General features: G+C 70.2%; 28 protein-coding genes and 1 pseudogene. 9 read left to right on the forward strand and 20 right to left on the reverse strand.

The window, feature by feature from the left end:
- Positions 1-32 precede the first annotated feature (32 nt).
- The 3 genes from OG852_RS10735 to OG852_RS10745 all read right to left on the reverse strand — a co-directional run bounded on the left by OG852_RS10735 (position 33) and on the right by OG852_RS10745 (position 1,559).
- Entirely contained in the window at positions 33-719 is a 687-nt protein-coding gene (locus OG852_RS10735) for a DUF317 domain-containing protein (RefSeq protein ID WP_330347752.1), read from the reverse strand.
- A 78-nt stretch (positions 720-797) separates the two neighbouring features.
- Positions 798-1,082 (reverse strand): hypothetical protein, encoded by a 285-nt coding sequence (locus OG852_RS10740; protein WP_330351425.1) that lies wholly within the window; start codon positions 1,080-1,082, stop codon positions 798-800.
- Between the two features lie 123 nt (positions 1,083-1,205).
- Positions 1,206-1,559, reverse strand: coding sequence for a DUF317 domain-containing protein (locus tag OG852_RS10745; protein WP_330347753.1), 354 nt, complete (start codon positions 1,557-1,559; stop codon positions 1,206-1,208).
- Between the two features lie 628 nt (positions 1,560-2,187).
- Here OG852_RS10745 and OG852_RS10750 point away from each other — a divergent pair.
- From OG852_RS10750 to OG852_RS10760, 3 genes are all read left to right on the forward strand, one after another.
- Positions 2,188-2,847 (forward strand): hypothetical protein, encoded by a 660-nt coding sequence (locus OG852_RS10750; RefSeq protein ID WP_330347754.1) that lies wholly within the window; start codon positions 2,188-2,190, stop codon positions 2,845-2,847.
- Positions 2,848-3,235: 388 nt separating this feature from the next.
- Positions 3,236-4,048: a class I SAM-dependent methyltransferase gene (locus OG852_RS10755; RefSeq protein WP_330347755.1), complete on the forward strand. Its 813-nt coding sequence runs from the start codon at positions 3,236-3,238 to the stop codon at positions 4,046-4,048.
- 20 nt (positions 4,049-4,068) lie between these two features.
- Complete coding sequence (locus OG852_RS10760; protein ID WP_330347756.1) at positions 4,069-4,938, forward strand: SDR family oxidoreductase; 870 nt, start codon at positions 4,069-4,071, stop codon at positions 4,936-4,938.
- 204 nt (positions 4,939-5,142) lie between these two features.
- Here OG852_RS10760 and OG852_RS10765 read toward each other — a convergent pair whose 3' ends face one another.
- Entirely contained in the window at positions 5,143-5,505 is a 363-nt protein-coding gene (locus OG852_RS10765; protein ID WP_330347757.1) for an ASCH domain-containing protein, read from the reverse strand.
- A gap of 150 nt (positions 5,506-5,655) precedes the next feature.
- On the opposite strand from OG852_RS10765, the gene OG852_RS10770 reads away from it, so the two are divergent.
- The 6 genes and pseudogenes from OG852_RS10770 (at position 5,656) to OG852_RS10795 (ending at position 10,724) form a co-directional block, all read left to right on the forward strand.
- On the forward strand, positions 5,656-5,787 hold the full coding sequence (locus tag OG852_RS10770) for a hypothetical protein (protein ID WP_330347758.1): 132 nt from the start codon (positions 5,656-5,658) through the stop codon (positions 5,785-5,787).
- A gap of 277 nt (positions 5,788-6,064) precedes the next feature.
- Positions 6,065-6,388, forward strand: coding sequence for a hypothetical protein (locus OG852_RS10775; RefSeq protein WP_330347759.1), 324 nt, complete (start codon positions 6,065-6,067; stop codon positions 6,386-6,388).
- 447 nt (positions 6,389-6,835) lie between these two features.
- On the forward strand, positions 6,836-7,333 hold the full coding sequence (locus OG852_RS10780; protein WP_330347760.1) for a hypothetical protein: 498 nt from the start codon (positions 6,836-6,838) through the stop codon (positions 7,331-7,333).
- Positions 7,334-7,475: 142 nt separating this feature from the next.
- Positions 7,476-7,847, forward strand: a pseudogene (locus OG852_RS10785) (Zn-dependent alcohol dehydrogenase); the annotation flags it as partial.
- A gap of 107 nt (positions 7,848-7,954) precedes the next feature.
- Positions 7,955-9,208: an MFS transporter gene (locus tag OG852_RS10790; protein ID WP_330347761.1), complete on the forward strand. Its 1,254-nt coding sequence runs from the start codon at positions 7,955-7,957 to the stop codon at positions 9,206-9,208.
- A 343-nt stretch (positions 9,209-9,551) separates the two neighbouring features.
- The gene (locus OG852_RS10795) at positions 9,552-10,724 is read left to right on the forward strand and encodes a hypothetical protein (protein ID WP_330347762.1); all 1,173 of its coding nucleotides are present in this window, start codon (positions 9,552-9,554) and stop codon (positions 10,722-10,724) included.
- Between the two features lie 247 nt (positions 10,725-10,971).
- On the opposite strand, the gene OG852_RS10800 is transcribed toward OG852_RS10795, so the two are convergent.
- The 16 genes from OG852_RS10800 to OG852_RS10875 all read right to left on the reverse strand — a co-directional run bounded on the left by OG852_RS10800 (position 10,972) and on the right by OG852_RS10875 (position 23,078).
- The gene (locus OG852_RS10800; RefSeq protein WP_330347763.1) at positions 10,972-11,937 is read right to left on the reverse strand and encodes an MSCRAMM family protein; all 966 of its coding nucleotides are present in this window, start codon (positions 11,935-11,937) and stop codon (positions 10,972-10,974) included.
- 121 nt (positions 11,938-12,058) lie between these two features.
- Entirely contained in the window at positions 12,059-12,568 is a 510-nt protein-coding gene (locus tag OG852_RS10805) for a hypothetical protein (RefSeq protein WP_330347764.1), read from the reverse strand.
- Positions 12,569-12,590: 22 nt separating this feature from the next.
- Positions 12,591-13,085: a hypothetical protein gene (locus OG852_RS10810; protein ID WP_330347765.1), complete on the reverse strand. Its 495-nt coding sequence runs from the start codon at positions 13,083-13,085 to the stop codon at positions 12,591-12,593.
- 41 nt (positions 13,086-13,126) lie between these two features.
- The gene (locus OG852_RS10815; protein WP_330347766.1) at positions 13,127-13,999 is read right to left on the reverse strand and encodes a DUF317 domain-containing protein; all 873 of its coding nucleotides are present in this window, start codon (positions 13,997-13,999) and stop codon (positions 13,127-13,129) included.
- A 67-nt stretch (positions 14,000-14,066) separates the two neighbouring features.
- Positions 14,067-14,723 carry an HAD family hydrolase gene (locus tag OG852_RS10820; RefSeq protein WP_330347767.1) on the reverse strand — a complete coding sequence of 219 codons (657 nt, stop codon included), beginning with the start codon at positions 14,721-14,723 and terminating at the stop codon, positions 14,067-14,069.
- On the reverse strand, positions 14,720-15,757 hold the full coding sequence (locus tag OG852_RS10825; protein WP_443064518.1) for an MFS transporter: 1,038 nt from the start codon (positions 15,755-15,757) through the stop codon (positions 14,720-14,722). The genes OG852_RS10820 and OG852_RS10825 overlap by 4 nt, the downstream gene beginning before the upstream one ends.
- 122 nt (positions 15,758-15,879) lie before the next feature.
- Positions 15,880-17,112 (reverse strand): ATP-grasp domain-containing protein, encoded by a 1,233-nt coding sequence (locus tag OG852_RS10830; protein WP_330351427.1) that lies wholly within the window; start codon positions 17,110-17,112, stop codon positions 15,880-15,882.
- A gap of 109 nt (positions 17,113-17,221) precedes the next feature.
- Positions 17,222-17,560 (reverse strand): hypothetical protein, encoded by a 339-nt coding sequence (locus tag OG852_RS10835; protein WP_330347768.1) that lies wholly within the window; start codon positions 17,558-17,560, stop codon positions 17,222-17,224.
- A gap of 47 nt (positions 17,561-17,607) precedes the next feature.
- Positions 17,608-18,849: an MFS transporter gene (locus OG852_RS10840; protein ID WP_330347769.1), complete on the reverse strand. Its 1,242-nt coding sequence runs from the start codon at positions 18,847-18,849 to the stop codon at positions 17,608-17,610.
- Positions 18,846-19,430, reverse strand: coding sequence for a hypothetical protein (locus OG852_RS10845; RefSeq protein ID WP_330347770.1), 585 nt, complete (start codon positions 19,428-19,430; stop codon positions 18,846-18,848). The genes OG852_RS10840 and OG852_RS10845 overlap by 4 nt, the downstream gene beginning before the upstream one ends.
- Positions 19,427-20,314 (reverse strand): winged helix-turn-helix transcriptional regulator, encoded by an 888-nt coding sequence (locus OG852_RS10850; protein WP_330347771.1) that lies wholly within the window; start codon positions 20,312-20,314, stop codon positions 19,427-19,429. Before OG852_RS10850 ends, OG852_RS10845 begins: the two co-directional genes overlap by 4 nt.
- Before the next feature lie 30 nt (positions 20,315-20,344).
- Positions 20,345-20,785, reverse strand: a complete 441-nt coding sequence (locus tag OG852_RS10855) for a hypothetical protein (protein WP_330347772.1) — start codon at positions 20,783-20,785, stop codon at positions 20,345-20,347.
- 14 nt (positions 20,786-20,799) lie between these two features.
- Positions 20,800-21,243, reverse strand: a complete 444-nt coding sequence (locus OG852_RS10860; protein ID WP_330347773.1) for a hypothetical protein — start codon at positions 21,241-21,243, stop codon at positions 20,800-20,802.
- The gene (locus tag OG852_RS10865) at positions 21,240-21,707 is read right to left on the reverse strand and encodes a hypothetical protein (protein WP_330347774.1); all 468 of its coding nucleotides are present in this window, start codon (positions 21,705-21,707) and stop codon (positions 21,240-21,242) included. Before OG852_RS10865 ends, OG852_RS10860 begins: the two co-directional genes overlap by 4 nt.
- 111 nt (positions 21,708-21,818) lie before the next feature.
- On the reverse strand, positions 21,819-22,163 hold the full coding sequence (locus tag OG852_RS10870) for an SH3 domain-containing protein (protein WP_330347775.1): 345 nt from the start codon (positions 22,161-22,163) through the stop codon (positions 21,819-21,821).
- A gap of 201 nt (positions 22,164-22,364) precedes the next feature.
- Positions 22,365-23,078: a hypothetical protein gene (locus OG852_RS10875; protein WP_330347776.1), complete on the reverse strand. Its 714-nt coding sequence runs from the start codon at positions 23,076-23,078 to the stop codon at positions 22,365-22,367.
- Between the last annotated feature and the right edge of the window lie 47 nt (positions 23,079-23,125).

The raw sequence follows: 23,125 nt of genomic DNA on the forward strand, positions 1-23,125 counted from the left end.
TTCAGGCCAGCGGCCGGTGTGGGGAGGTGTCGTCAGTCGCGGCGCACGACGGTGAGCCGCTCCTGCCCGCCCTCGGGCAGGGTGCGCCGGGGCACGGGGACCGGGGAAGCGAGCGAGGCGGCGAAGACCGCGACCAGGTCGTGCGGGACGCTGGCGCTGAAGCTGGCGCACCATAGGTACGGGGCGCCGAGGACGGGTTCCGCCCATGCCTGCCAGCCCATCAGGTCGGGGCGCGGGTCGGCGTCCTGGATTAGCGGGGGCAGTTCCTCAAGCGACACGCTGGAGGCGAAGCCGGGGTCCGTGGCGGTGGTCGTGGGGCGGTCCACGTCCCTCATCCAGCCCTGGGCGACGAGCGCGGCCAGGACCTCCTCCGGCTCGCCGAAACCCATATCGGGCACATCGCGGGTGTCGAGCGCGACGAGGAGGTCGGCGAGTGCCTCGAGAGGGACGCCGGTGGTGAAGTAGGCGTTCCACTCGGTCAGGGCGCTGGCGGAGTGCTGGCGAACGGACAGCTGCCAGGCCACAGGCAGGCCGCCGAGTTCGAAGGGGCAGCTGGCGAGGATCCACTCGGCGCCGCGCAGCTCGTCCGGGCTCACATAGAGCAGGGTCTGACGGGCAGTTGGCCACAGGCGCCAGCCCATACCAGTCAACAGGTCGCCGATCCGCTCGGCGAGAGCGCCGTCGTCACCGGCCAGATGGCGCGGGGTGACCCAGTACACCGGGTCCGGCGAGTCAGGGTGGGAAGGGTCGTGTCGGTGGTGCGGGTGCAGGGGCGCCTCCGAAAGGTCGTGGGTGTTTCAGCTACCGCCGTCGCTCGGCGGGGTCGCCGTGCGCCGACGGCGTGAGGGAGCCTCGGCCAGCTCGTGCCAGGTGAGCTGGACGGCGACGTTCGGCGGCAGGTGGCCGATCTGTACGGCGTCCTTGGCTTCGGCAATGAAGACCAGCGGGTTGCCGTCCTCGTCCTGCGAAGCGATCACCCCGCCGATACGGTGCGCCATGGGAAAGAACGGGTTGATGGCAAGCCGGGCCGGCGCTTCACGGTCGCAGGCGGACAGAAGGCCGATGAGGTCGCCGACGGTCATCTCGGGCAGGTGCGGATCCACTGCGTTCTCCTCGCGGTAGCGGACAGGGTGTCCAGGAGTCAGGCTGAGCAGGGCATGCGTTGTTGTACGACCCGGTGGTGCAGATGCGGGCCGCCATCCCATTTAGAGGGGCTGGGCGGTGGCCAACACCTGGGCCACAGCAGCGGCAACGACGTCCGCCGGGGTCTCGGTGTCGAACGACATCCGATACCCACGGGTCTTCGCGGTGCCGGTGACTGCGATCACCCACCCCTCACCGTCGGTGCCGGAGCGCCCCATCGGGAACCAGCCGAGGTAGAACCTGCCGTCCCTGCTGTTCACATGGACATCGGCGCGGTCGTCCACGACCAGCTTGAAGTCGGCGTCGGTGAACTGATCGGTTACCAGCGTCGGCTGGCCGGGACCGAGTTTCCAGGAGTGCAGCCGCAGGGCCTCGACGGTCGTGGCGAATCCGGGCTGGGCAACCTGTACGGTCACCGGCATCACCTCTCTGACCTGGCACTTTCCGGGAAGGCGTCTACGTTGACATGCCCCCGGAGCGTTGGCCAGTCTTTCCGCGATCTTTCCTGTCTGCCGCAGGCGAACTCTTGTCCGTTGTCAGTGTGGGGTCTCAGATGGCGTGGCCAAATCTCGCGGCCAATGGCCACCTCGCGGCCAATTGCCACGGATCTGAGCCTTTCCGGCCACCCTGTTCGCTCTAGGGGATGAAGGCGAGGTGGCGCAGCCCTCTTCTGGACAGTCGCTCGGCAGTCCGGCCTCCCGGCTGCTCCCGCTGAACGCCTACCTCGGTGCCAGGCTCCTGCCCCATGAACACGTCGGGCTGGGCATCTTCACCACCACCGTCGCGCTGATCCTCGCGGCGAACCTGACGGTCCGAGGGTCTGAAACCGCTCGGCGTACACCGGTAGAAATGGCGTCTGCCCGGCAGCCGGTCATGGGCCCGCCAGCCGAAGTACCTCGGCACCTCCCGCCAGCGCCAGCCCGTTGTCTCCTGCCTACGGTTCCGGGACCAACCTCGGCACCGTAGGCGAAGATCGGGGACATGAGCTTGTGGGGTATGGGACAGGAGACAGCCACCGCCGTTATGGGCGCCGGAGGAGCTGTGGTGGGCGCGGCCCTCACCGGGATGTTCACCGTTCGTGGTGCGCGACGGCAAGCCGCAGCCGCTGTCCAAGCCGGGCTCGCCCAGGCCGCCAGCGCCTACCTCGGCCCCCTCGACACGGCCCGCCGCGCGGCGCAGAGGGAAGCCTACGTACGGCTCATGACGGCAGCCCAGAGCTACGCGACCGAGGTACACCCGGTCCTTCGGCTGGCCAGGGGGATGGACAGGGCGGCCGCGAACACAGGCAGGCTCTCCCGCAGGGAGGCCGCCAGAGAGGCCGCGGCAGAAGCGGACTTCCGGGATCGCATATCGGCGGTCAACAACCCGAACCCGGTATCGACGGCTGTCCAGCATGTGGAGCTCGAAGGGCCCGCCGAGGTAGCCGAGGCCGCGCGGCAGGTGCGCGCCGCCACCACCGGCCTCTTCCGCACGCTCCGGCAGGCGGGGCGTAGCGAGCGCGTGGCCGGAGGAGTCGTCCCGCCGGACCCGGAGCGCTCCTGGACGCGTCATGAGGAGCTGCTCACCGCGATCGAGCGGTTCACGCAGGCCGCGCAGGAGCACCTGAACCGCCGAGACCATCCACGCAGTGACGAGCGGCCCGGGCGGTGGGCACGGGTTCCCGCGTTCTTCAGCCGGAGTAGCGCCCGCCGGACAACCACGTGACCGCTCGCTCACGGATGCCGGCGCCTACTGGCCGGGCTGCACCTTCACGATGTTGATGTCCGTGGCGGTGCCCTCGGCCTCCAGCGTCCTCTTGCGGTCCTACGCGCTGGGCGGGTCGTAGCTCACCACCGACGTGCGCTTCTTGCCGTCCTGTACCCACTGGACCCGGTAATTGCTCCCTCTCGGCTTGGTGTGCGACTACCAGCCGCGGTCCACAACCTCGTATCCAGGACTGAATGCGTGGCCCTGCCCTGGTCAGAATGAGCCGAGCACTGTGGCAGCGGCGGTGGGGGCCGACCGTCGCAGGGCTCCGAAAATCAAAGTGATCACTTCCTTGTCTCCCCTACCCTGCCGGACACCGACAACCCCTCCTGACGAGGACGCCCCGATGACGAGCAACCCCGCCGTGCGCCCGGAGATCATCGACTTCTACACCCGGTCCGACGAAGCCGCACGGCTGCAGACCACCGCCACAGGCACCCTGGAGTTCGCGCGCACCCGCGAATTACTACGCCGCCACCTCCCGCCGGCACCGGCCCGCGTGCTCGATGTCGGCGGTGGTCCCGGAACGCACGCCCGGTGGTTGGCCGATGACGGCTACACGGTGCACGTCGTGGACCCCGTCCCCAAGCACGTCACCCAGGCAGCCGCCATCGACAGCGTGACGGCCGAGCTGGGCGACGCCCGCCGCCTCACCGCCGCGGACAGGACGTACGACGTCGTTCTGCTTCTCGGCCCGCTCTACCACCTCCACGACCAGACCGACCGAATCTCCGCGCTGACGGAGGCGGCCCGCGTGGCCCGGCCTGGCGGACTCATCGCCGCGGCGGCGATCTCCCGCTATTCACCCCTCCTCGACTACATCGCGACCACCAGTATCACCGAGTCCGCGATCCAGGACGGGCTCCGTGACACCCTGGCCCAGGGCCGCTACGCCGGACAGCGCGGCTTCACCGTCGCCTACTTCCAGACCTCCACCGAGCTGCGCGCGGAGGTCACGGAGGCCGGTCTTACCGATCCCCGCCTCTACGGAATCGAAGGACCCGGCTGGGTGGCGGTCAAGGCCATCGAGAAGTACACCAGCGCCAACCTCATGGGCACGGACATATACGAAGCGGCCCTCGCCGCGGCGCGCATCGCGGAACCGCACGCGGCCCTCACCGACGCCTCCGCCCACTTTCTCGCCATCACCGGGCCCTGACCGGTCTAGGGTGTCGCCTCATGACGCTGCTGATCGTGGGTGGGTCCGGGTTCCTGGGCACCGAGCTGGTCCGGCAAGCTGTATCGGCGGGACGCCCGACGGCCGCGACCTATACGACCAGGCCCGGCGGCGCTCCGGGGGTTACTTGGCGCAGCCTCGACCTGCGGGATCCAGGGAGCGTGGAAGCGGTCGTGGCCGAGGTGAACCCTCGCGTCATCGTCAATGCATCGAGCGGCGGGGCCGACTGGGCAGTCACAGCCGAGGGACCCGTCCGCCTCGCGATCGCCGCGGCGAAGGCCGGAAGCAGAATGATCCAGGTCTCCACCGACGCCGTCTTCTCCGGCAAGAGCCACGTTCCCTACGACGAACACTGCAAGCCCGACCCCATCACCCCGTACGGAGCGGCGAAGGCCGCCGCGGAAACGGTGCTTCTGCTCCATCCGGACGCCGCCGTGGCCCGCACCTCGCTGATCATCGGAGACGGACAGTCCGAGCACGAACGCACCGTCCACGAACTGGCCACCGGCACCCGCGAAGGCGTCCTCTTCACAGACGACTTCCGATGCCCGGTCCACGCGAGCGATCTGGCCGCAGCGCTCCTCGAACTCGCGTCGGGCGACACGACCGGCGTCCACCACCTCGGCGGGAACCAGGCTCTCAGCCGGCACGAGCTGGGCGTGCTCATCGCCCGACGCGACGGACTCGACGCATCGCGACTGCCCACCGGCCTACGGGCCGACAGCACCCTTCCCGGGCCCCTCGACATCCGCCTCGACAGCCGCTCGACACAGCGCAAGTTGCGCACCCCGCTGCGCGGCGCGCACCAGTTCCTCGCCCCCACGGCCTCGACGCCGCAGCCCGCCGACCGCGCGCCACGCGGGCGCCGGTAGAAGGACGACACACGCGCAGTTCAGCGAGAGCGCATCGGGCGCTTCGGCATCGACACCGAATACGACTGATGCGGCCAGCCATGGGGATCCGCCACTGTCGTGAGACTGATCAACCCCAACGGACAAGAGCACGACGAAGTCGTACGCGGCTGGGCACGTTCGGTGGTACATCTCTCCCCTCCTCGGCGAGGGGGAGGTTGCGGCTCAGCCGCCCGCATGGGTGAGTGTGAGGTGGAGGGCGAAGACGCCGAGGGCTTCCTTCTCGGGCGGGTAGATGTCGCGGATCGCGGCGACGAGCTGATCATGGCTCATGTTCGGTCCGCCGATGGCGGCCGGGTCCTCGGCGTCCAACATCGCGGCGAAGGACTCATACTCCTCCACCGCAGTGACGCGAGCGTTCAGGAACTCGTCCGCGCAGGTGATCCGCAGGGTGTCCCCGGCGTTGATCTTGCGGATCTTGGGATAGCCGACGCGGACCTCGATGGTCTTCGCACCGCTGGCGATCAGATCGAAGTACGGCTTGCGGATGGTGAGGGAGTGCTCGGCAGGCTGCTGGGCACCAGTCACGTGACGTCTCCTTCTGGTTCATGCTCCGGGTGCTGCGGGCAGGGTCGGCCGGGCGGCTACGTCGGCGGCGGCCAGCCGCTCGCGCAGGCCCGCCACGGCCGCCTGGAGGGGATAGCGCCGGGTGAGGAACGAGGTAAGGTCGCCGACCCGGTGGCGGACGGAGTCGACGACGCGGGCGGAATCGAGGGCCTGGTGGCCCAGCGCGACGGCGTCGTCGGGGTCTCCGAGCTGGGCATGAGCGAGGGCCAGGTCGATCCGGGCGATGGCCTCCCGGCTCGGTGAGCGGGATGCCTCGGGCGCCGATTCTAGGTGGCAAGCACGTGTTCGGCATGCTGACGGGCCTGTTCAGCTTGGCCGAGCCAGATGAACGAGGTCGCCGGATACGAGGTGAGGCGTAGTCGGCCAACGGCAGCACGTCCGTGCCGAAGCGGCGGGGTGAGCGCGGCGGCAGGAGGCGATAGGCGTCTTCGGCGGCCTGGAAGGCGGCGGCGAAGCCGTCCGCGTCGCCGTCGCCAGCGGCAGCGCGGGCGGCCTGGGCATGCAGCCGCACGGTCAGCGGATGCGTGACCGGGGCCTCGATGAGGCCCTTGAGAGCCGCTTCGCGGGCCTTGCCGGGCCGTTGTTCATACAGGTTGATGGAGGCGGCAGCGTCCATCGCCCACGCGCACAGCTGGCCGTGGACGAACGCGTCGGTGGCGAACGCCAGACCGGTGCGAGCGTCCCCGAGGTCGTGAGCGAGCCAGGCCAAGAGCTCCGACAGCCACCCGGCGAACGCCAGAAGTTCGCGTTCTTGGCGGTGGGTGTGTTTGGTCTTGAGCAGGGCGTCGACCTTCCGCCGGTAGTCCATCACCGCGTCGAAGACCGCCCTGGGAGGCTTGAGTGAGTAGGCGTGGTTGAACTCGCTGACCGCGAGGTCGAGGTGGTCCAGGATTCCCGAGCCGAGTGAGGACGCCTCGGCCTGCTGGGTGAACTCCATGGCCTCGGCGGCGGCCTGCTCGAGTATCTCTGCTGCGGCAGCCGGGGACGCCATAGCCAGTCCGGCGAGTTTCACCACGTCGCGACGCTTCGTTGCCTCCACCTCCGCAAAGGTCCGCGAGCCCTCACCTGCTCGGGCTGCTTCCCCTGCGGGAAGTGTTCCATCCAGGCTGCCCCCGCTCCAAAGCGGAGGGGTCTCGTCCGATGCGGGGGCGGGTGAGTAGTCGCGGGCGAAGCCCAACTCGACGGGGTTGGTGGTGAACAGGCGGCACAGCAGGTCCTGGTAGTCGGGACTGGGCAGGACGCCTGCCTCCCAGTCCTTCCACGACCGCTCGGACATCCCCACCTTGGCCAGGTGCTCGTCTTCGACCAGCTGATGGGCGGCAGCAACGGCCTGGGCGACGGTCCACCCCCTCGCCAAGCGGCGGCACTTGAGGCGGCGGTGACCGCAGTGGGCCTCGATCTCGGCGGCGATTTCCGCGACCAGGACCGGTGGCATGGGGTCGGGGGAGCCGGCTCGGCCCAGCGCGCGTTCGCGCAGGGCCTTGCCTACCAGATGATCTCCTGCATCCAACGGCTGCTGAGTGACGACGACTTCGCCCGCATCCGGGCGTTCGCCGCAGCCGCGTTCCACCCCGACCACGCGTTGGAGGGTGAGCCCTTCATCCGGACCCAGATGCGCTGGTCCCGGGCAGCCGACGAGCACCTGGGCGAAGATTCCCTGAACGAAGGGCTGTGGACCGCTCACATCATGCTGCACTGCATCAAGGACCTGCTCGCCTCCGACGAGATGCGGAGGTTCCTGACCTTCGTCGACGCCGCTTACAGCCACCCCGACGCAGAGGCCGCCTGACCCGAGCGCCCACTGCAAGGGCCATTCACAGCACGGAACAGGAGGGCCCCTGCACTCCTGCGGGGCTCTTCGCACATCTTCGCTTGCGGTCAACGGGATCCGCTGTCTGTCAAAGCAGGGCCCTGACCCTCCCGAGCGGTCCGGCGCGACTCATTTCCTGACCTCGACGGCGGCGGGACATTCTGCCGACAGGTGCGAATGCGTTCGAATGTGTCGGGCGGGTCGAACTCGTCCGGCAGGCCAACGACTTACTGGACCGGCACGGCCAGGCGGTCCTCCTCGGCGTCCCGTCGGCCACCGCCGAGGCGTCCTTCCTCGTGTCGTCGATGTACCTGGACAAGGCGATCCTCGGCTGCCGCCACGGCTCCCCACGCCCACAGCGCGACATCCCGCTCTACGCCGAGCTGTACCGGGAAGGGCGGCTGCTGCTGGCTGAGTTGGTGACGGATACCTACCTGGCCGAGGACTTCGAGAAGGCGGCGGGGATGCGGAGGCGGGGCGGGTAGCTCTGGGTGCTGACTTCTTGAAGGGGTGCTCAGCACTTCTCGGGTGCTCACGAGATATCCACATGCGCCGGAAATCTCCTGGGGCATTGTCGGTGCCGGCCTCTAGCGTCGTCCCATGAGCTACCGCGACGTCGCCTCGAAGCAGGTCCTGATCTGGTCCTGCACCACCGTCGGCGCCCGCATGCCGGTGGCCATGGCCCCGTTGGCCCTGGTCTTCCTGGTGCGTGAACGCCCCGGCGGCTACTCCCTGGGCGCGCTCCTCGCGGCGGCCTACGTCATCGGCGAGATCGCAGGCGCCCCCGTCCTCGGGATGCGCCTGCGCCCCGACCGCGCCCGCGCTCACCTGGCCGTCGGGCTCGCGACCGGAGCCGCCGCCTTCACGGGCCTCGGAGTTTTCCCCGACGCGCACCCGGCAGTCCTCGCCGGGTTTGCGTGTCTCGCCGGTGCTGCCCCGGCCGCTGCCACCGGTGGCCTGCGCACGCTGCTCACGGTGCTTGTCCCGGAGCGTGCAACAGCGCAGGCGCTGTCCGTCGAGTCGATACTGACGGCCGGCATCTGGGCCGTCTCCCCGGCCGCGGTTGCCGGCCTGGCACTCGGTGTCGCATCGCCCGTCCCGCTGTTCGTCTGCGCCGCCCTGATGGCGTCGTCGGTCGCGGGTTTGTGGCTGCTTCCGGCCCGCTGGGGCGCGGACGACACGGGCGGCGAGGACCGGACGAGCGCGTCGCTGCTTCGCCTCTTGACCGGCGCCTGGCCGGTGTACGTCACGGGAGCGGCCAGTCTGGCCCTGCTCGGTCTGTCCGAACTCGTGCTGCCGGCCCTGCTCGACCAGCGCGGCGTCGGCATCGGCTGGTCCGGTCCGCTGCTGACCGGGATGGCGGTGGGCGGGGGGATCGGCGCCTTCGTCCACGGTCTTCGGTCCTGGCCCGGGCAGCTGCGCACCCGCAGCGTGGTGCTGATGGCCGGGACATCGGCGTGCGTGGCCCTCGCGGCGCTGACGCCTCACTCGGCCGGGATCGCCGCCGCGCTGGTCGTGGGGGGCACGCTCCAGTCGTGTGCGATGCTCACCCGCAACCTGTCTCTGCGCGAGGCACTGCCGCCGGGCGCTCTGGCTGCGGGTTACTCGGTGATGTACGCGGCGGCGGGTGCGGGTTACGCGGCGACAGGGTCGCTCGCCGGTGGTCTCCTCAAGGTGGTGGCACCGTCCACTGCCATCCTGGCCGGAGTTGGCCTCACCCTGGTGCTGACGGGGGTCGGCTGGTGGGGCGAGGTACGTCGGGCCGGCCGTTCAGCACCGGGAGCCGATACTGCCGTAGCTCTTGGCTCCGCCGCTTCCAATCCCGTCGCCCCGGCCCGGAAGATCCAGCAATAGGCGGTCGGGGTGACGCCGAGCGCCTGTTGTAGGTGCTACCGCATCGATTGGGCCAGCCTTGCCGACCTACGGGGCCGGAGCCCGCCCTGATCCATTTGGCCGACTGCCTACGTCCGGTCTACGGCGCGGTCTCTGGGCCCGCGACTTGAACGGGCCCGGTCAGGGTTATCCACAGGGCTGCGCGCGGTGCAGGGCTGGCAGATCCTCCTCACGGCCGGCGTAACCGACGATCCGCGGCAGCTCGTTTACGTCACCAAAGGATCGCTAACCAACGCATACCGCAAGGTAGTTCGGGCAACCGGCGATCTCCCGTCGCGCTGGCCGATGATCGTAGAATCACCGCATGTCGGTCGTCTCACATCTGTACCACGGTGAGTTGAGTGACTGGTGCGAGGCGCGGCTGCCCGGCTCGTCCGAGGCAGCCCGGCACATGGCGGCTCAGGTTCGTGACTGCTTCGTCACGCGCCCGGAGGGCACAGTCGACCGGCATCACTGGAGCCAGGCCGGCCGGGCCTTCACGCTGCGCCTGGCCGCACTGATCCAGCCCGCCCCACCCTATGCGGCACTGCTGGGACTGGCTGGCGCCGGGCTTGTCTCGCGCTCCTGGGCAGACGCCCAGGCGGCACGCTACCCCACCCATGCTGGTCTACCTGAGGACCGCCGCGAGCGGGCACTGGACATGCGTCCGACACCGAGCGGCTGGATCGACCTCAAGACGGCACGCGACGCGGGGGCGACAGTCGGCATGGTGTTCACCTCCGCAGAGCGGGGACACCGCGGTTTCTCGCGTCCCGGCCTGCCGGACGAACCGGTGCTCGGCGAGCTGTTCGACCGGATGCGCGACTACTTTGCCGCGCACGCCCCGCTCGGACGGCTCGGCGGGCCAGGGCCGGAACGGGGCCTGGCCCGGCTGTGCTGGATCCTCGCCGCGTTTCAGTACGCCTACCGCAACAACAGCATCGAACATCCGCTGTTCCGAGTGTTCCGAGAGGACGTTCCGAGCGTTGAGGAACTGCACCGTAGCGCGCACAACGAGGCGATCGCCGATCCCCTGGCCCTCACACAGCGGCTGATCACCTCGGGTGCCCTGGAGCAGATGCGCCGCCTGGCCGGTGATCCGCCCATCGGTACGCCCTGGGGCACCACCTGTCCGGTGATCTTCGATCACTGGGGCGATCACACTTTCGTCCTCGACGGCCCGGACGGCGCGACCCTGCTGGAGATCGCGAGCGTGGTCACCGCCGACGTCGCCACCAGCCGGGCGCGGCGCCGCATCTGGAAGCTGCTCGCCGGCGCGTGGCTCGACACTGCCGACACCTTCCGAATCCGAACCCTCGCCGTGTACTTCGCGCGACATGGCGTACTGGTCGTCTGGCCGGTGGCATCCCTCGCCGAGCTCCTGCTCGAGGGCCGCGACCCGCAGGAGGCCAGGAACGAGTTCGTCGGGCTGGCGACATGCTTACGCGACAAGGATCGCGCCCGCCGGTCCGCGTGGCGCGCAGGCCGTGACCTGTAGCAGAGCAGCAGGGCAAGCCCGGCAGTCGCTCGCGGGAGGGGTGACCTGCCCCCATCGGAATCCGTGTCACTGCACCCGCCTCGGCCGTCCGGCATAGGCACCGGTGCGGGCAAGACATTTTTCGGGCTCGATCGAGTGGCGATGGGGCCTGGCAAGGTCGCAGGGTACGAATTCCGGGTATGCGTGAGGCCCCAGGAATCCGCCGCGGCTTGGATCCCTGGGGCCTCACGTCGTGGGTCAGGTTCAGTCAGTCCTCGGACACGTCGCCGTCGGGACGACGTCGGCGGGCTGCCAGGACCGCGCCGCCACCCGCGGCGATCAGGAGGCCGGTACTGCCGAGCAGCCATGGGGTGGCGTCGGCACCGGTGTGGGCGAGCGTGCCTTCGGCAGCTGGCGCCGAGGTACTCGATGCGGCCTGGCGCGCGACCGTGACGTCGGACGCCGAGGCGGACGGGGAGGAGGCGCTGCCGTCCTTACCAGGCGTGTCCAGAGTTGGACTGTCCGACATCGGCTCATCCTGGTTCGGCTTGTCGGACGGCTTCTGCGAGGGATTGGGCTTCGGCGTCGTGCCAGCGGTCTTGGCGTTGGTGATGGTCACGGTGACCGAGTCGCCGGGCTTCGCGGTGAAGGTGCGCGAGGGCTTGTAGAGGTCGTACCCGGCGGGTGCCTTGATCTGCTTGCCCCAGAAGCTGGTGCCGCTGCGGCTGTTGACGGGCAGCTGGGCAGTGGCCGTGCCGTTGGGTCCCGTGGTGAGTGTGAGGACGGTCTTGTCGCCGGTTCCGATGTTGACGGTGGATCCGGCCAGTGGCTTGCCGCTCTTGCCGTCCCTGGCCTTCAGCAGGAGGGAGGCGGGCTTGAAGGGGTCGATGATCGTCAGCGGTGCGTCGGCGCCCGGAGTGACGATGACGTCCTGGTCGTCGACGACGTCATGCAGCGGGCTGCCGCTGGAGACCTCCTTAAGCCGGTAGACACCCGGGGCCAGGTCCTTGAAGGCCAGCTGGCCGTCGGTGTCGGTCTTGCCGCTGGCGGCCTGCTGGCCTGTGGAGTCGAGCAGGGTGAACGTGGCGCCGGGGAGAACGTCTCCTCCGGGATCCTTCTTCAGGATGGTGACGCCGCCGGTCTCCGCCACGTTCAGCGGGGTGATGCTGGTAGTCGGTGTCGGCTCGGGGGTCTGCGCCGAGGCAGCGGGGGCCAAGGCCATCGTGCCAGTCACGGCAGCGACAGTGATGGTCGCGGCGGGAAGGCGGCGGGCAGAGCGGGTGCGCAAGTAGGAACTCTCCTGTGTGGTGGGACGCGGGCAGGGCTGCCCGTCGGTAGCGAGCGAGTGAGGTCGGTCAACGGGTGCGGCGGGACTGCTGGCCCGTGGGGGAGGGCGGTGCCGGACGGGTTCGCGCCGGACGGTGTGTGGGAGCGGTGATCGCGTAGCGGCGGGCGGCAGCCCGTACGAGGTTCTGCTGGTCCTCGACGGACAGCGTCTGGATGCGGGCCAGGCCCTGGGCGATGGAGATGCCGAAGGGTGAGCCCGCGGGCAGGCCGGCGGCTTGAACGATCTGGGCGGCGGCCTCGGCTTCGACGAGGATGCCGTACTCGGCGGGAATGTTGAGCAACTCGGCGGCGTGGTAACGGAAGCCGTCGATGGCCTCGGTCAGGGTGAAGTCGTCTTCCATGACGTTCTCGACCAGGTCGAGCATGGTCAGCGTGGCGGAACGCAGCCGGGCGCGGAAGTCCGGGTCAGTGAGCCAGGGGCCCTGCGGTACCGGCAGGGAGTGGGCCTCGGGCTCGGCGGTGCGAGTGGCCTCGGGCTGCGGTCGGCGCCGGAGGGCCAGCCAGCGGGGTGGGGCCATGTGTCTCCGTGTCCGGGAAGGGTCAGCGTGTTCGTGTTGCTGGGGAGCTGGCCGGGGCGGTGGGGACGTTGCGCGCTGTACGGCTCCGGCTGCGTGCGGGGGTCTCGGTCTTCCACGCGCCCGGGAACCAGACCGCCGTGTACTGCTCAATCGCCGCCCGCAGATTGGCGACGTGCGCGCCCTGCCACGGCACCCAGTCCGGCCGATCCTCGAAGACCCTGATGGTGCCGTAGCTCATCTGCCCCGGTTGCGTGTTGCGGGCTGCATCACGGTGGGCGAAGGTGCCGTGCTCAGCGAACGTCAGGGCGACGGCGTCGAGTTCACCCTTGTCAGGGTGGAGGACTGCAAGGCGTAGGCCCCCGTACTCGTTGGCGACGATCGTTCGCGAGAAGTCGATGCGCAGCCTGAGCGGGCTGTTGGGCAGCGGGGTGGCGTAGTAGGTGTTGCCGATCACAGCGCTGTTGGCGAAGGGCATCGCGAGGTGCTCGGTGAAGAACTGCTGGGCGTGCAGGGACACTTACAAACTGCCTTCTGGCGTGCGTGGGAAGGAAGGATCGTTCAGCGGCGTGGGCCAGTACCGGCTGCGGCGGGAGCCGCGGCAACGCTGGTGGTGCTCCAGCGAGGGATGCTGCGGGTGCCGAGGGCCGGCGGGCGGCGGGCGGCGGCGCGCTGGACGTCGAGCGGAGTGGGTACTGGTGGTGCGGGCGGTGTGACGGCGGTGAGTTGTGCGGATTCGCGCAGCCAGGGAAGCAGCGAGTCCTTCCAGCGTGGCAGGGGCGCTGGGTCGGCCACGCTCTGGGTGATGGCCTTGACCAGGGCGGTCGGTGTGTGGGTGGAGGCGGTGGCGTACCAGCGTGCGTGACCGCTCTTCGGGCCGCCCCACAGATGCCAGCGGGCCTGAAGGGTGGTGAGTTCCTTCTCCGGGTCGAGGCGACCGGTGGTGTATTCGCAGGTGGCCATCCCGTCGGGGGTCTGTAGTTCCATCACGCCCCAGCGCGGGTGCTGGAACTGCCAGCCATTCTTGATCAGCGGGACCACGGCGTCGAAGGCGCCCAGCTCGGGGTCCTTGAGGTCGGGTCGGGCGAGATAGGTGTCCGGGCCGGCGGTGTATGCCTCGGCGAGGGCGGTGGTGAAGGCGGTGACGAACTCCGTCGGGCAGTTGTCGTTGAAGCTCACGCCCCACGCGGGCGGGCCGAAGCGGTCACGGTAGGCGTTGATCCTCCACAGCCCGTCGTCGTCTCCCTCGGGCAGGAACCCGAGTCGGATGCGGTGGTCGGGTGCGGTGACGTAGGCGTTGCCGAGGTCATCGTTACGGAGGTCGAAGCCGAGCGCGAGCAGAGGCTCCAGAGCGGGGTCGCCGATGGCGGTGCTGCCGGCGAGGTAGCGGGGGGAGACGAAGACGTCGCCGTCGATCTCTTCGGTGTCGGGCACAGGGGTCCTGGGGTCGGGGTGGTGTCGAGCGAGGGCAGGCGAGGTCAGCGGCTGGTGCCGCGCGGGGTTACTGGGAAGCGCACAGAGCTGGTCCAGCGGGGCGCAAGTGCTCTGCCAAGTCGGCGGGTTGGCCGGTGTAGTGCAGGGTGCGCAGGCCCAGCTCGGCGGCGGCCTGGCAGTTGTCGTCGCGGTCGTCGATGAACAGCACGCGTCCGGGATCGGCGATGCCGGTGGCCGCGAGGGCGTGTTGGTAAGCGGCCGGGTGGGGCTTGCACAGACCCAGGCGGGCCGAGTACAGGGCGTCGGCCATCAGCTCGCGCCGCCAGTCGGTGGCATCGAGGGCGTCGCTCAGGAAGTGCGGGGCGTTGGAGAGCAGCACCAGGGGCAGCCCCGCGGCGCGGGCGCGGCGCAGGATGTCGAGGACGCGGTCGTCGGTGCGGATCCACATGGCGGTGTCGGCTGTGCGCAGGGTGCGCAGCCACTGTGCGCCGGGGTGGTGTCCCAGGACCTTGGCCCAGTAGGCGAGATCGCTGAGTTCTCCGGCGTCGTACGCCTCCCGGGGCGCCCAGAAGGCGTGCTGGAAGGAGTCGAGTTGCCCGCTGGGCCACTCGGCGAGGTCGGCGAGGCGGGTCCACATGGCGGAGGTGGGCTGTCGGCCCAGGACACCGTTGTAGTCGATGATCACGGCATCCGCGCGGGTCGGCGTAAGGGAAGTGCTGGTCAAGGGGCGGGAGTCTCCAGGGCTTTGCGGGACAGGAAAGCGACGGCGGCTGCGAGGAGGGCGGGCAGCAGCAGCGCAATCGGCAGGGCGGTGAGGGTGGCGAGGGCTCCGATGAGGGCGGGTCCGGCGAGCAGGCCGACGTAGCCGGTGACCGCGACGGTGGCGACCGCGCGGGGGCCGCCGGCGCCGGCGGCGGTGATCAGGCTGGGGATGGTGACCGACAGGCCCAGGCCGAAGGCCGTCCACCCGGCGAGTGCGGAGGTGATGGTGGAGTCGGCCAGGCCGGTGGCGAGGCCGAGTGCGGCCAGGGCGGCGCCGGTGCGTACGACGGCGGGGGCGCCGTAGCGGGTGGTGAGGCGGTCGCCGGCGAGTCGTCCGGCGGCCATGGCTGCGCTGTAAAGGGCGAACGCTGCCGCGCTGGTCCCGGCCGTCGCATCCAGGCTGTGCAGGTGGACGGCGGCCCAGTCGGCGGCGGCCCCCTCGCCCAGCAAGGTTGCTGCCGCCAGCGCGCCCAGCAGCCACAATCGGCGCCGGGACAAGCCCCCGTGCTCCTTGGGGTCGGGTGTGCCGGGGTTCTGGGCGGGCTCGAGTCCGGGGGCGGCAACGCGGCGGGTGAGCCGAGTCGTCGCGCAGGCCGCTGCCGTGGCGATGGCCCCGACGCCGGCGAACAGGACGGTGTGGGAGGTGTGCGCGGTGGCTGCGGCCACGGCGGCGCCTGCGAGGGCGCCGAGGCTGTAACTCGCGTGAAGCCCGGCCATGATGGGGCGCCCGTGGGCGTTTTGGCAGCGGACCGCCGAAGAGTTGGCTGCGACGTCGAGGACGCCGTGCGCGGCGCCGAAGACGAACGCCACCGCGAGAAGGGTGTCCAGGCTGCGGCAGGCGCCGAGGGCGGCGAGGCAGACGGCCAGACCGATGGCGCCGCCGATCAGCAGGGCGGGGAGTCGTGCCGGGTGGGCGAGGCGTCCTCCAATCTGGAGGCCGGCGACCATGCCGAGGGCAGCGGCCAGCAGGACCAGGGCGAGCTCGGCGGTGCTCAAGCCGGCACTCTTTTGAACGGCGGGCATACGCGCGCCAAACACGGCCATCACCACACCGAGACCGGCGAAGTACCCGATCAGCAGACGGCGGCTGCGCACCAGATCGGTCGCCACGGTGCCGCTCACGCGGCGAGACCCTCTCCAGCCTCATCCTCCTGCGCATCGGGGATGATCTGAACCTTCAGGTTGCGGTACGCCTCCTGGGCGCGCGCCTGAGCGACGGCGGCGGTCGGCCCGGTGGTCATCAGGAAGCCGATTCGGGCGGTGAACAGATCGCCGCCGTCCTGCGGTAGCACCAGTTGCTCGCCCACCTGCCTCTGGAAGCGGACCTGCTCCAGTCCCTCGGCCTGCTCGGCAAAGCCGTCGGTGAGACGGCAGGCGGTGAGCAGGCCCGAGTAGGCGGGGTAGACGAACCGGATGGCGGCAGCCCCGTCGCGGGTGGGCGTCAGGTCGGGGGCGCGTGAGCAGGCGATGTCGGCGGCGGCACGGGCGAGGTCGACGCCGGTGGCGAAGTGGACGAGGCGGCCGATCAGGTCGCCGGCGAGGCGCGCATTGACCTCGATCAGCCGCGGACGGCCGTGGACCAGGCGCATCTCGACGTGGCTGATCCCGCCTGTGATGCCCAGCGCGGCGATCGCGGCTTCGGCGGCCGGGGCCACGGTGGCCAGCAGCGGGTCGGCCGCGTCCACCACGTGGGCGAGTTCCTCGAAGTAGGGCTCCAGGCCGACGGTCTTGCGGGTGACGGCGACCACCGTGGTCTGTCCCTGGAAGGTGGCGCACTCAACGCTCACCTCGTCCCCGTCGAGGTACTCCTCGACCAGGACCTCGCGGCTCTCCACGCCACGTCCTGCCGTCCGGGCGGCGATCGCGTACGCGGAGGGCAGTTCGCCGGGGGTATTGACGCGGATCACGCCGATGCTGGCTGCATGCGCGGCGGGCTTGAGGACCACCGGGTAGCTGATCCGTGCTGCGGCCTGCGCGGCCTCCTCAACGGTGCGGACACTGGCGGATGCGGCCGAGGGAACGCCGTGGCGGGCGAAGAGCGCGCGTGCGGTGGCCTTGTTGCGGCAGCCCTGCATCACCTCGGGAGGGTTGGCGGGCAGGCCGAGCCGGCGGGCGAGGCGCGCGACGGGAACGAGGTACCACTCGGTCCAGGTCATGATCCCGGCCAGGCGATGGCGTTCGGCGAGGGCCTGGCCGGCCTCGGTCAGGGCGGCTTGGTCCGTGGGGTCGGCGACTTCCCAGTCGGTGATGAAGGCGCGCTCCCACGTCGGTTCGACGATGGTGATGAGGACCACGTCGTAGTGAGCGGCGATGTTCCGAAGGCAAAAGCCGCGGTACACCTCGGCCTCCATGTCCGCAGCGGCAACGATCAGGATGACCGGGTTACCGGTACGAGAGGGCAAGCAGGGCTCCAAACAGGGGGAAGAGAGAAGACGGTCGAGAGCTGGGCTGCGGGGCGGATCAGGGAGTTCGCCGGCGTCGCAGCTCGAAGGCCGGGGCCCAGTGGGGGTGATCGGCGATCAGCTTCCGCGCGTACAGGGCGGTGAAGTTGTTGTTGAGGCCGCGGATGCCCTCGGGCAGCTGCCAGCGCAGGTCTTCGAAGAGGGCCTTGAGCCCGATGCGGGTGGCCCCGGAAGCAAGCCGCTGGGCCGTCAGACGTTCCAACGCCCGGTAGACGTACGGGTGCTGGGCGTCAAAAGCGAGGAACCGGTCCGTGATCGTGGGCCTCGATCCCGCGCGGTGCGATGGACGGGTTGCCCGCCCGGGGTGCTGGTGGGCGCAGGCGTGGGGCGTGGGCATCAGGTGGTCTCCGTGAGGACGAGCGGTCGGCAGCAGCCGGCCGGGAGTCAGGCGAAGGATGTGCGCAGACCGGGGACAGTGCGCAGGCGCGCGAAGGTGACGGCGAGGCCGAGGGCCTGCATGACGGCGCAGCCGGTGATCACGTGGCCGAGCAGTGAGGGCGGTACGGCGGCGACGAGGATTCCGGCGAGGGGGAAGGGCAGCAGGAGCAGCAGGATGGTCAGCGAGAGGGTGGCGCCGAACACCGGTGGCGGGATGAGGTGGGTGCGCAGGGTACGCAGCACTACGGTCATGCCGCCTTCGCCGGCCATGAGGACAGCGGTGAGTGCGAGAAAGGCGCTGTAGGTGTCAGTGAGGGAGATGGTCAGGCATGCGGTGGTAGCGATCGCCGCGGAGATGGCGCCCACCGGCCACAGGCCGTAGCGGTCGATGGCCTTGCGGCAGACGGCGACCGCTGCGAGGGAGGCGACGGCGGCGGCGGACCAGATGAGGCCCACGTCGGCGGTGGTGTGCCCGAGCTGCTTGACCACGATCACCGGGGCGGCGGCCTGCAGGAGTCCGACCGCCAGATTGGACAGGGTCAGGCCGGTCACCAGCCAGCTGAGTGCGGGCAGCGACCGAAGTGTCGACAAGCCGGTACGCAGCCCCTTCCGCACGGTGACTGCTTCGCGAGCCTGTTCGTGGAATCTCCGGCGGGGAACGAGGGCACAGCCGAGGAGGGAGAAACAGGCGATCGCGGTCAGCATTCCAGTGGCGCCCGTGAAGTGGAGCAGCAGTCCGGCGAGCGCGGGGCCGACCAGAGTCGCCGTCTGGTCGATGCCGAGCAGGACCGCCTGCACCCGGTGGGCACGCGCGCCGGCATCGCGGCCGGCCACGGCACCTGCGGTCTCAGCGGCGACGTAGGACAACTCGGTGAGCGCGCCGGTACCGGCGGCGAGCAGCAGAACGGTGACGGTGGCGGCGACAGGATCGTTCTGATGCGGCAGCACGAGCGCCGCGGTCACCACCACGAGCGCCCGCGCCGCTGAGGCGAGGCAGAAGACACGAGTGGTGCCGTGTCGATCGACCAGGGATCCGGCCAGCGCGAACGCCGCCAGGCGGGGAATCCACTCCAGGGCGAACGCCAGCCCGGTCAAGGCCGCGGAGTTCGTGGTGGCCAGGACCAGCAGGGGGATGCCGTACGTCGTCAGGGCGAACGCGGCGGCGTCCATGCTGCGCGGCAGGTAGATGCCGCGCAACAGGGTGGGGACCGTTCGGCGCGCGTGCCGGGGTCCGACACGGGATCTCACGCAGCGCACTCCAGGTCCTGCGCCGCATGGGATGAGCGGGGCGCGGTCGAGCGCAGGATGTGGGGATGCGTCTGGAGCCACTCGGCCAGCGCCGCCTTGGCAGCGTCGGGCAACAAGGCTCCGTCGGCGTCAGTTTCGGCCCCTGGGTGACCGGTTGCCAGCACGGCCGGCTTGTGCGGCCGGTCGGCGTCGCGTACGGCTGCCGTCGGCTGGGTTAGGAGCTTGAGGGTGTGCTGGACGCGGGTGACGAAGCCGCTGGTAGGGCTCGGGTATTGGTGGGTGCGGGCCCAGCGAGCCGCCATGTCGTACACGCCGGCCAGATCCTCGCCCGCTTCGGTGAGCCGGTAGCGGGTCGGTGCTTGGGGATCGGCGTGCACCAGGCCGAGCTCGCGGGCGACGTCAATGGCGTAGCGCAGCTGGTTGACGGTGAGGTCACCGAAGGCGCTCTGCAGACTGCCGCGGCGGTGGCTGATGGGCCCGTTGTCATCGATCTCGCTGACCAGCCGGACCAGGGCCGGCAGGGACAGGGCACTGATCACGCGGACCATGTGCGGGTGGTTGAGGATCGCAGTGCTGGTCACCGGCGCGGGCCTCCTGCCGGGGAGACCTGGAGGGGACGGGCGGGTGTCTGATGGGAGAAGAGGTCGCCGGCCCGCCACGCCGGAGCAGTGGCCAATGGTGCGGCCGGGGCGGCTGGGGCCGGGATACGGGTCTGCGTGGTCAGCCACGGCCCAGACCGGGTCCGGGCGGAGGCGCGTGTCTGCCCCCACAGCGGGTGGGCGCCGGCGCTTTCGAGCGGGCGTCCGGCCGCCCAGGCCGAGAGGCTCTGGAAGACGGGCGCGAGGGCCCGGCCGGTCGCGGTGAGCTGGTACTCGCCGACGCCCGAGGCCGTAGAGCAGTTGACGACCAGGCCGTCGGCGACCAGCCGGTCCAGCGGCAGGTAAACGGCGGGCAGCCCGTAGGTGGGCATGGCCTCGGCGGCCAGAGCCTTCGCACTCGCCACCCCGCGCGCCTTCAACGCCCACAGGATCGCGGTGGCGTGGCGCGGGCTGATCAGGGCAATGGTGTCCTCGGCGTTCTGGGCCGCGGCGATCCGCTCGGGCTCCGTCTCGCCCGTGCGCGCGTTGCGCACGAACCCCTTCTCCAGGTGTTCGTCCCCCCAGGCGGCGATGACCGTGAGGACGGGCAGCAGCTCGGCGGCACGGGCCGTCAGGCCGTACGTGACGTGATTGCGAGCGTGTTCCGTGCGCTCGATCAGGCCCGAGTCGGTGAGCCTGCGCAGCCTCGGGTTCAGCTGGCCTGACTGCAGCCACGACAGCTGGGACTGGATCTCCTTGTAGCGCAGCGGCTGTTCGGCGAGCGTCATCAGCGTCCACACGCTCCAGCGAGGGGCGAGCATCTCCAGGGCCTCGGTGACGCGTGCGAGATCGGTGCGGGTGGTGCGGGGCAGACCGGTGGCGGCCAAAGGGGAACTCCTCAAGCGGGGGCGGGAAGGTCAGCGGGTGCGGGCGGTAGCACGCGCGGGAGCAGATGCGGGAGCAGCAACGAGTGCGGTGCAAGGGGCCGGGCCCGGCTCGGGTTCCGGGTCCGGGGTGGGGACGCGGTGCAGGCTGGCCAGGACGCCCTTCAGGGTTTTGGTGTGGGCGTCGCGAGTGGCGACGGAGTCGGCAAGCCGACGGGCGCAATCGAGGATGTGAACGGCCTCGACGGGGCCGATCTGACGCTCCTGGTGGGCCAGTTCACGCAGCCGCTTCAGCTGGAAGGCGATGTTGCGCTCGGCGAACTGCAGGTCGGTGAGGCTGCCGATCAGGGCGGCAAGCATGCTGCCCTCGGGATTGGCCTCGGCGAGTGCTTCGAGGTCGACCAGGGGCTTGGCGTAGAGGTCCTCGATACGCCCGGCGATCCGCTGCGAGTCGCTGGCAGGGGGCTGGGGCAACGTTGGTGGGACTTTCAGGGGCGGTGGGCTCGCGCTGCCCCGGCGCGCGGGGGCGCCGGGGCGGGCGAGGAAACGGCCGTGATCTTCCGCTGAGCGAACTGGACCGGCCGACCAGGGCGTTGGACCTGCTCGGGCATGGTCCGCAGGAGCTCGCCGAGGGCGGTGACATAGCCGTCGCGTCCGGACAGGGCGGCCTCCAGCCACTGGGCGTCGAAGCGCAGCTCGTCGGCGGACAGCTCGTTCATGTCCCGGTCAGCGGCGGTGGCCTGATGCACGCGGTCCCGCACCCGAGCCACCTGCTCCTCGGCCACCGCCAGGAAGCCGCGCAGCTCCAGCGCGCGCACCAGGGCCGCGGACGCGTCGGGCCCTGTCGCCTGCGCATACAGCTCCCGGACCGGGACCCCGAACGCCTGCTCCAGCAGGTGGTCCTGCGTGGAGGTCTTCTCGATCACGCTCATCGGACCGCCCCGCGTACGGGAGCCTGGCCGGCGGCGGGCAGGGACGGTGCGGTGGTCGGCAGGGCCGGGCCCCGGCGTGGCGCCGGGGAGCGCCACACCGCGGTGCGGTTTCCGATCGCCTGGGGGTCGAGGAGGTGGCGCACCGTCATGGCGCGTCCATCCCGCACGGTGTGTGCGACGTTCACCGTGTTCGCGAGTTGCATGACGTGCTCGGGCAGCTCGACGAACTCACCGTCGGGCACAGCCTCCACGTGCCGAGCGAGGGCTTCGGCAAGGACGTCTTCGGCCCCATCCAGTACCTGCTGGGCCTCGCTGAGCAGGCCGTGCCAGCGCACGATCGTTGCGGCTTCCGGGCTGGCCTGGGGGGCGGCGGATACAGCCTGGCGCAGCTCGTCGATCGGCATCTGGAAGCGGGTCTCTATCTGCTCGGTGAGCACGCCCAGCACATCGTCGACATCGGGCACAGCAAAGCTCCTTTCCGTGGGTATTCGAGGAACAGGGCTGACAAATTCACGGCCCAACCGCCTGACAGATGGCGGCGATTCAGAACGGACTTGGCCGGGGCGGCTTTCTGGCTAGTCCAGGCACATGCCGACGGAGCGGTAGACGTAGGTGGCGGAGACCCAACCCTTGACGCCGGTCGTCCGATCGGTGATGTAGCGCCACTTTCCGCTGGTCTTATGCACGGTGAACTTGTGGCCCCGGTACAAAATCCCGACGGCGGTGGATGTGGCGGACGACTTGGAGCGGACGGTGACTGCCTTGGTGCCGACCACCCACGGTCCCGGGCCGGTGCAGGACGGGTTGCCCATCGAGGCAGGCACCTGGGCGGGTGCGGCGCTCGCAGTAGTCACGGAGGCCAGGGGCAGAGCGAGGGCGCCGAGAAGCGTCGCCGAGACGGCTATTCGGGTTGAGCGCATGGGGAATTGGACTCCGTTGAAGGGAAGGCAAAATGCAGGAACCGGCCCGGACAGATCCCGTGCGGGCCGAGTTCAAGAGTCCGGAGAATCCCCGGTTTCGGTAACCGGGGATGTGCTGCTATATTCCGCACTCGCATACGCGGAAGGGCATCCGTTGCGGCGCGAAATGGCGTGACACCGGGGGGAGTTCTCGTATTCGGCTCAGCGGCTCGGGCCGCGCGGCGGCGTGGGGCGTGCCGGAGCCGCGGGCAGCGTGGTATGGTGGGCGGATGGTGCGGGGGCGGGCAGCGGGATGTCCTCGCCGCTCCAGTGCGCCTCCCACCAGGTCGTGGCGGCCTCAAAGGTGGCGAAGCCGCCCTCGCGCAGCGTGTGCGTGAAGGTGCCGGTGTCGGCCTCTTCCAGCAGCACCCGGAACGGCACGGGCGCCCTCTCGTCGAGGGCGCGCAGGAGCACGGTGGTCTGGACGGGCTCGCTGTCGTTTGTGTAGCTGGTCAGGAGGGCAAAGTGGTCGCCGTCGCGGCGCAACCGCTCCTCCAGCGCCCGGGTGGCGTCGTCAGCGGGCGTGGTACCGATGCCCTGCGGCAGGAGGATCTTCTCCTCGGGGCAGCCGCGGGCGATCAGCCAGGACTGGGCCATGGCCGGCAGGGGCAGCTCGGCGTGGGCGAAGCGGAAGGTGCGCGTGGCGGTGTCGCGCTTGAGGTGCAGGGCGACAATCTGGGGCTCGCCGGGGATTCCCCAGGTGACGGCCCCGTTGTGCAGGACGTAGAAGCTGTGCTGGTCGTCGCTGGTGTGGTGCTCGGCCAGGACGGTGAGCATGTCGTGCTCGCTGGCGATGTGCTGCCAAAGCTGCTCGTCAACGCGGTCGTTGACGGCCTCGTAGTCGTCGAGGCGGAAGTCCGGGGTGGATGTGGGCATCGATGCTTTCGGATCGAAGACAGGAACGGAATTGCGCGACTGGGCCG

It is taken from the genome of Streptomyces sp. NBC_00582 (assembly GCF_036345155.1).
In the GTDB taxonomy this organism is placed as follows: domain Bacteria; phylum Actinomycetota; class Actinomycetes; order Streptomycetales; family Streptomycetaceae; genus Streptomyces.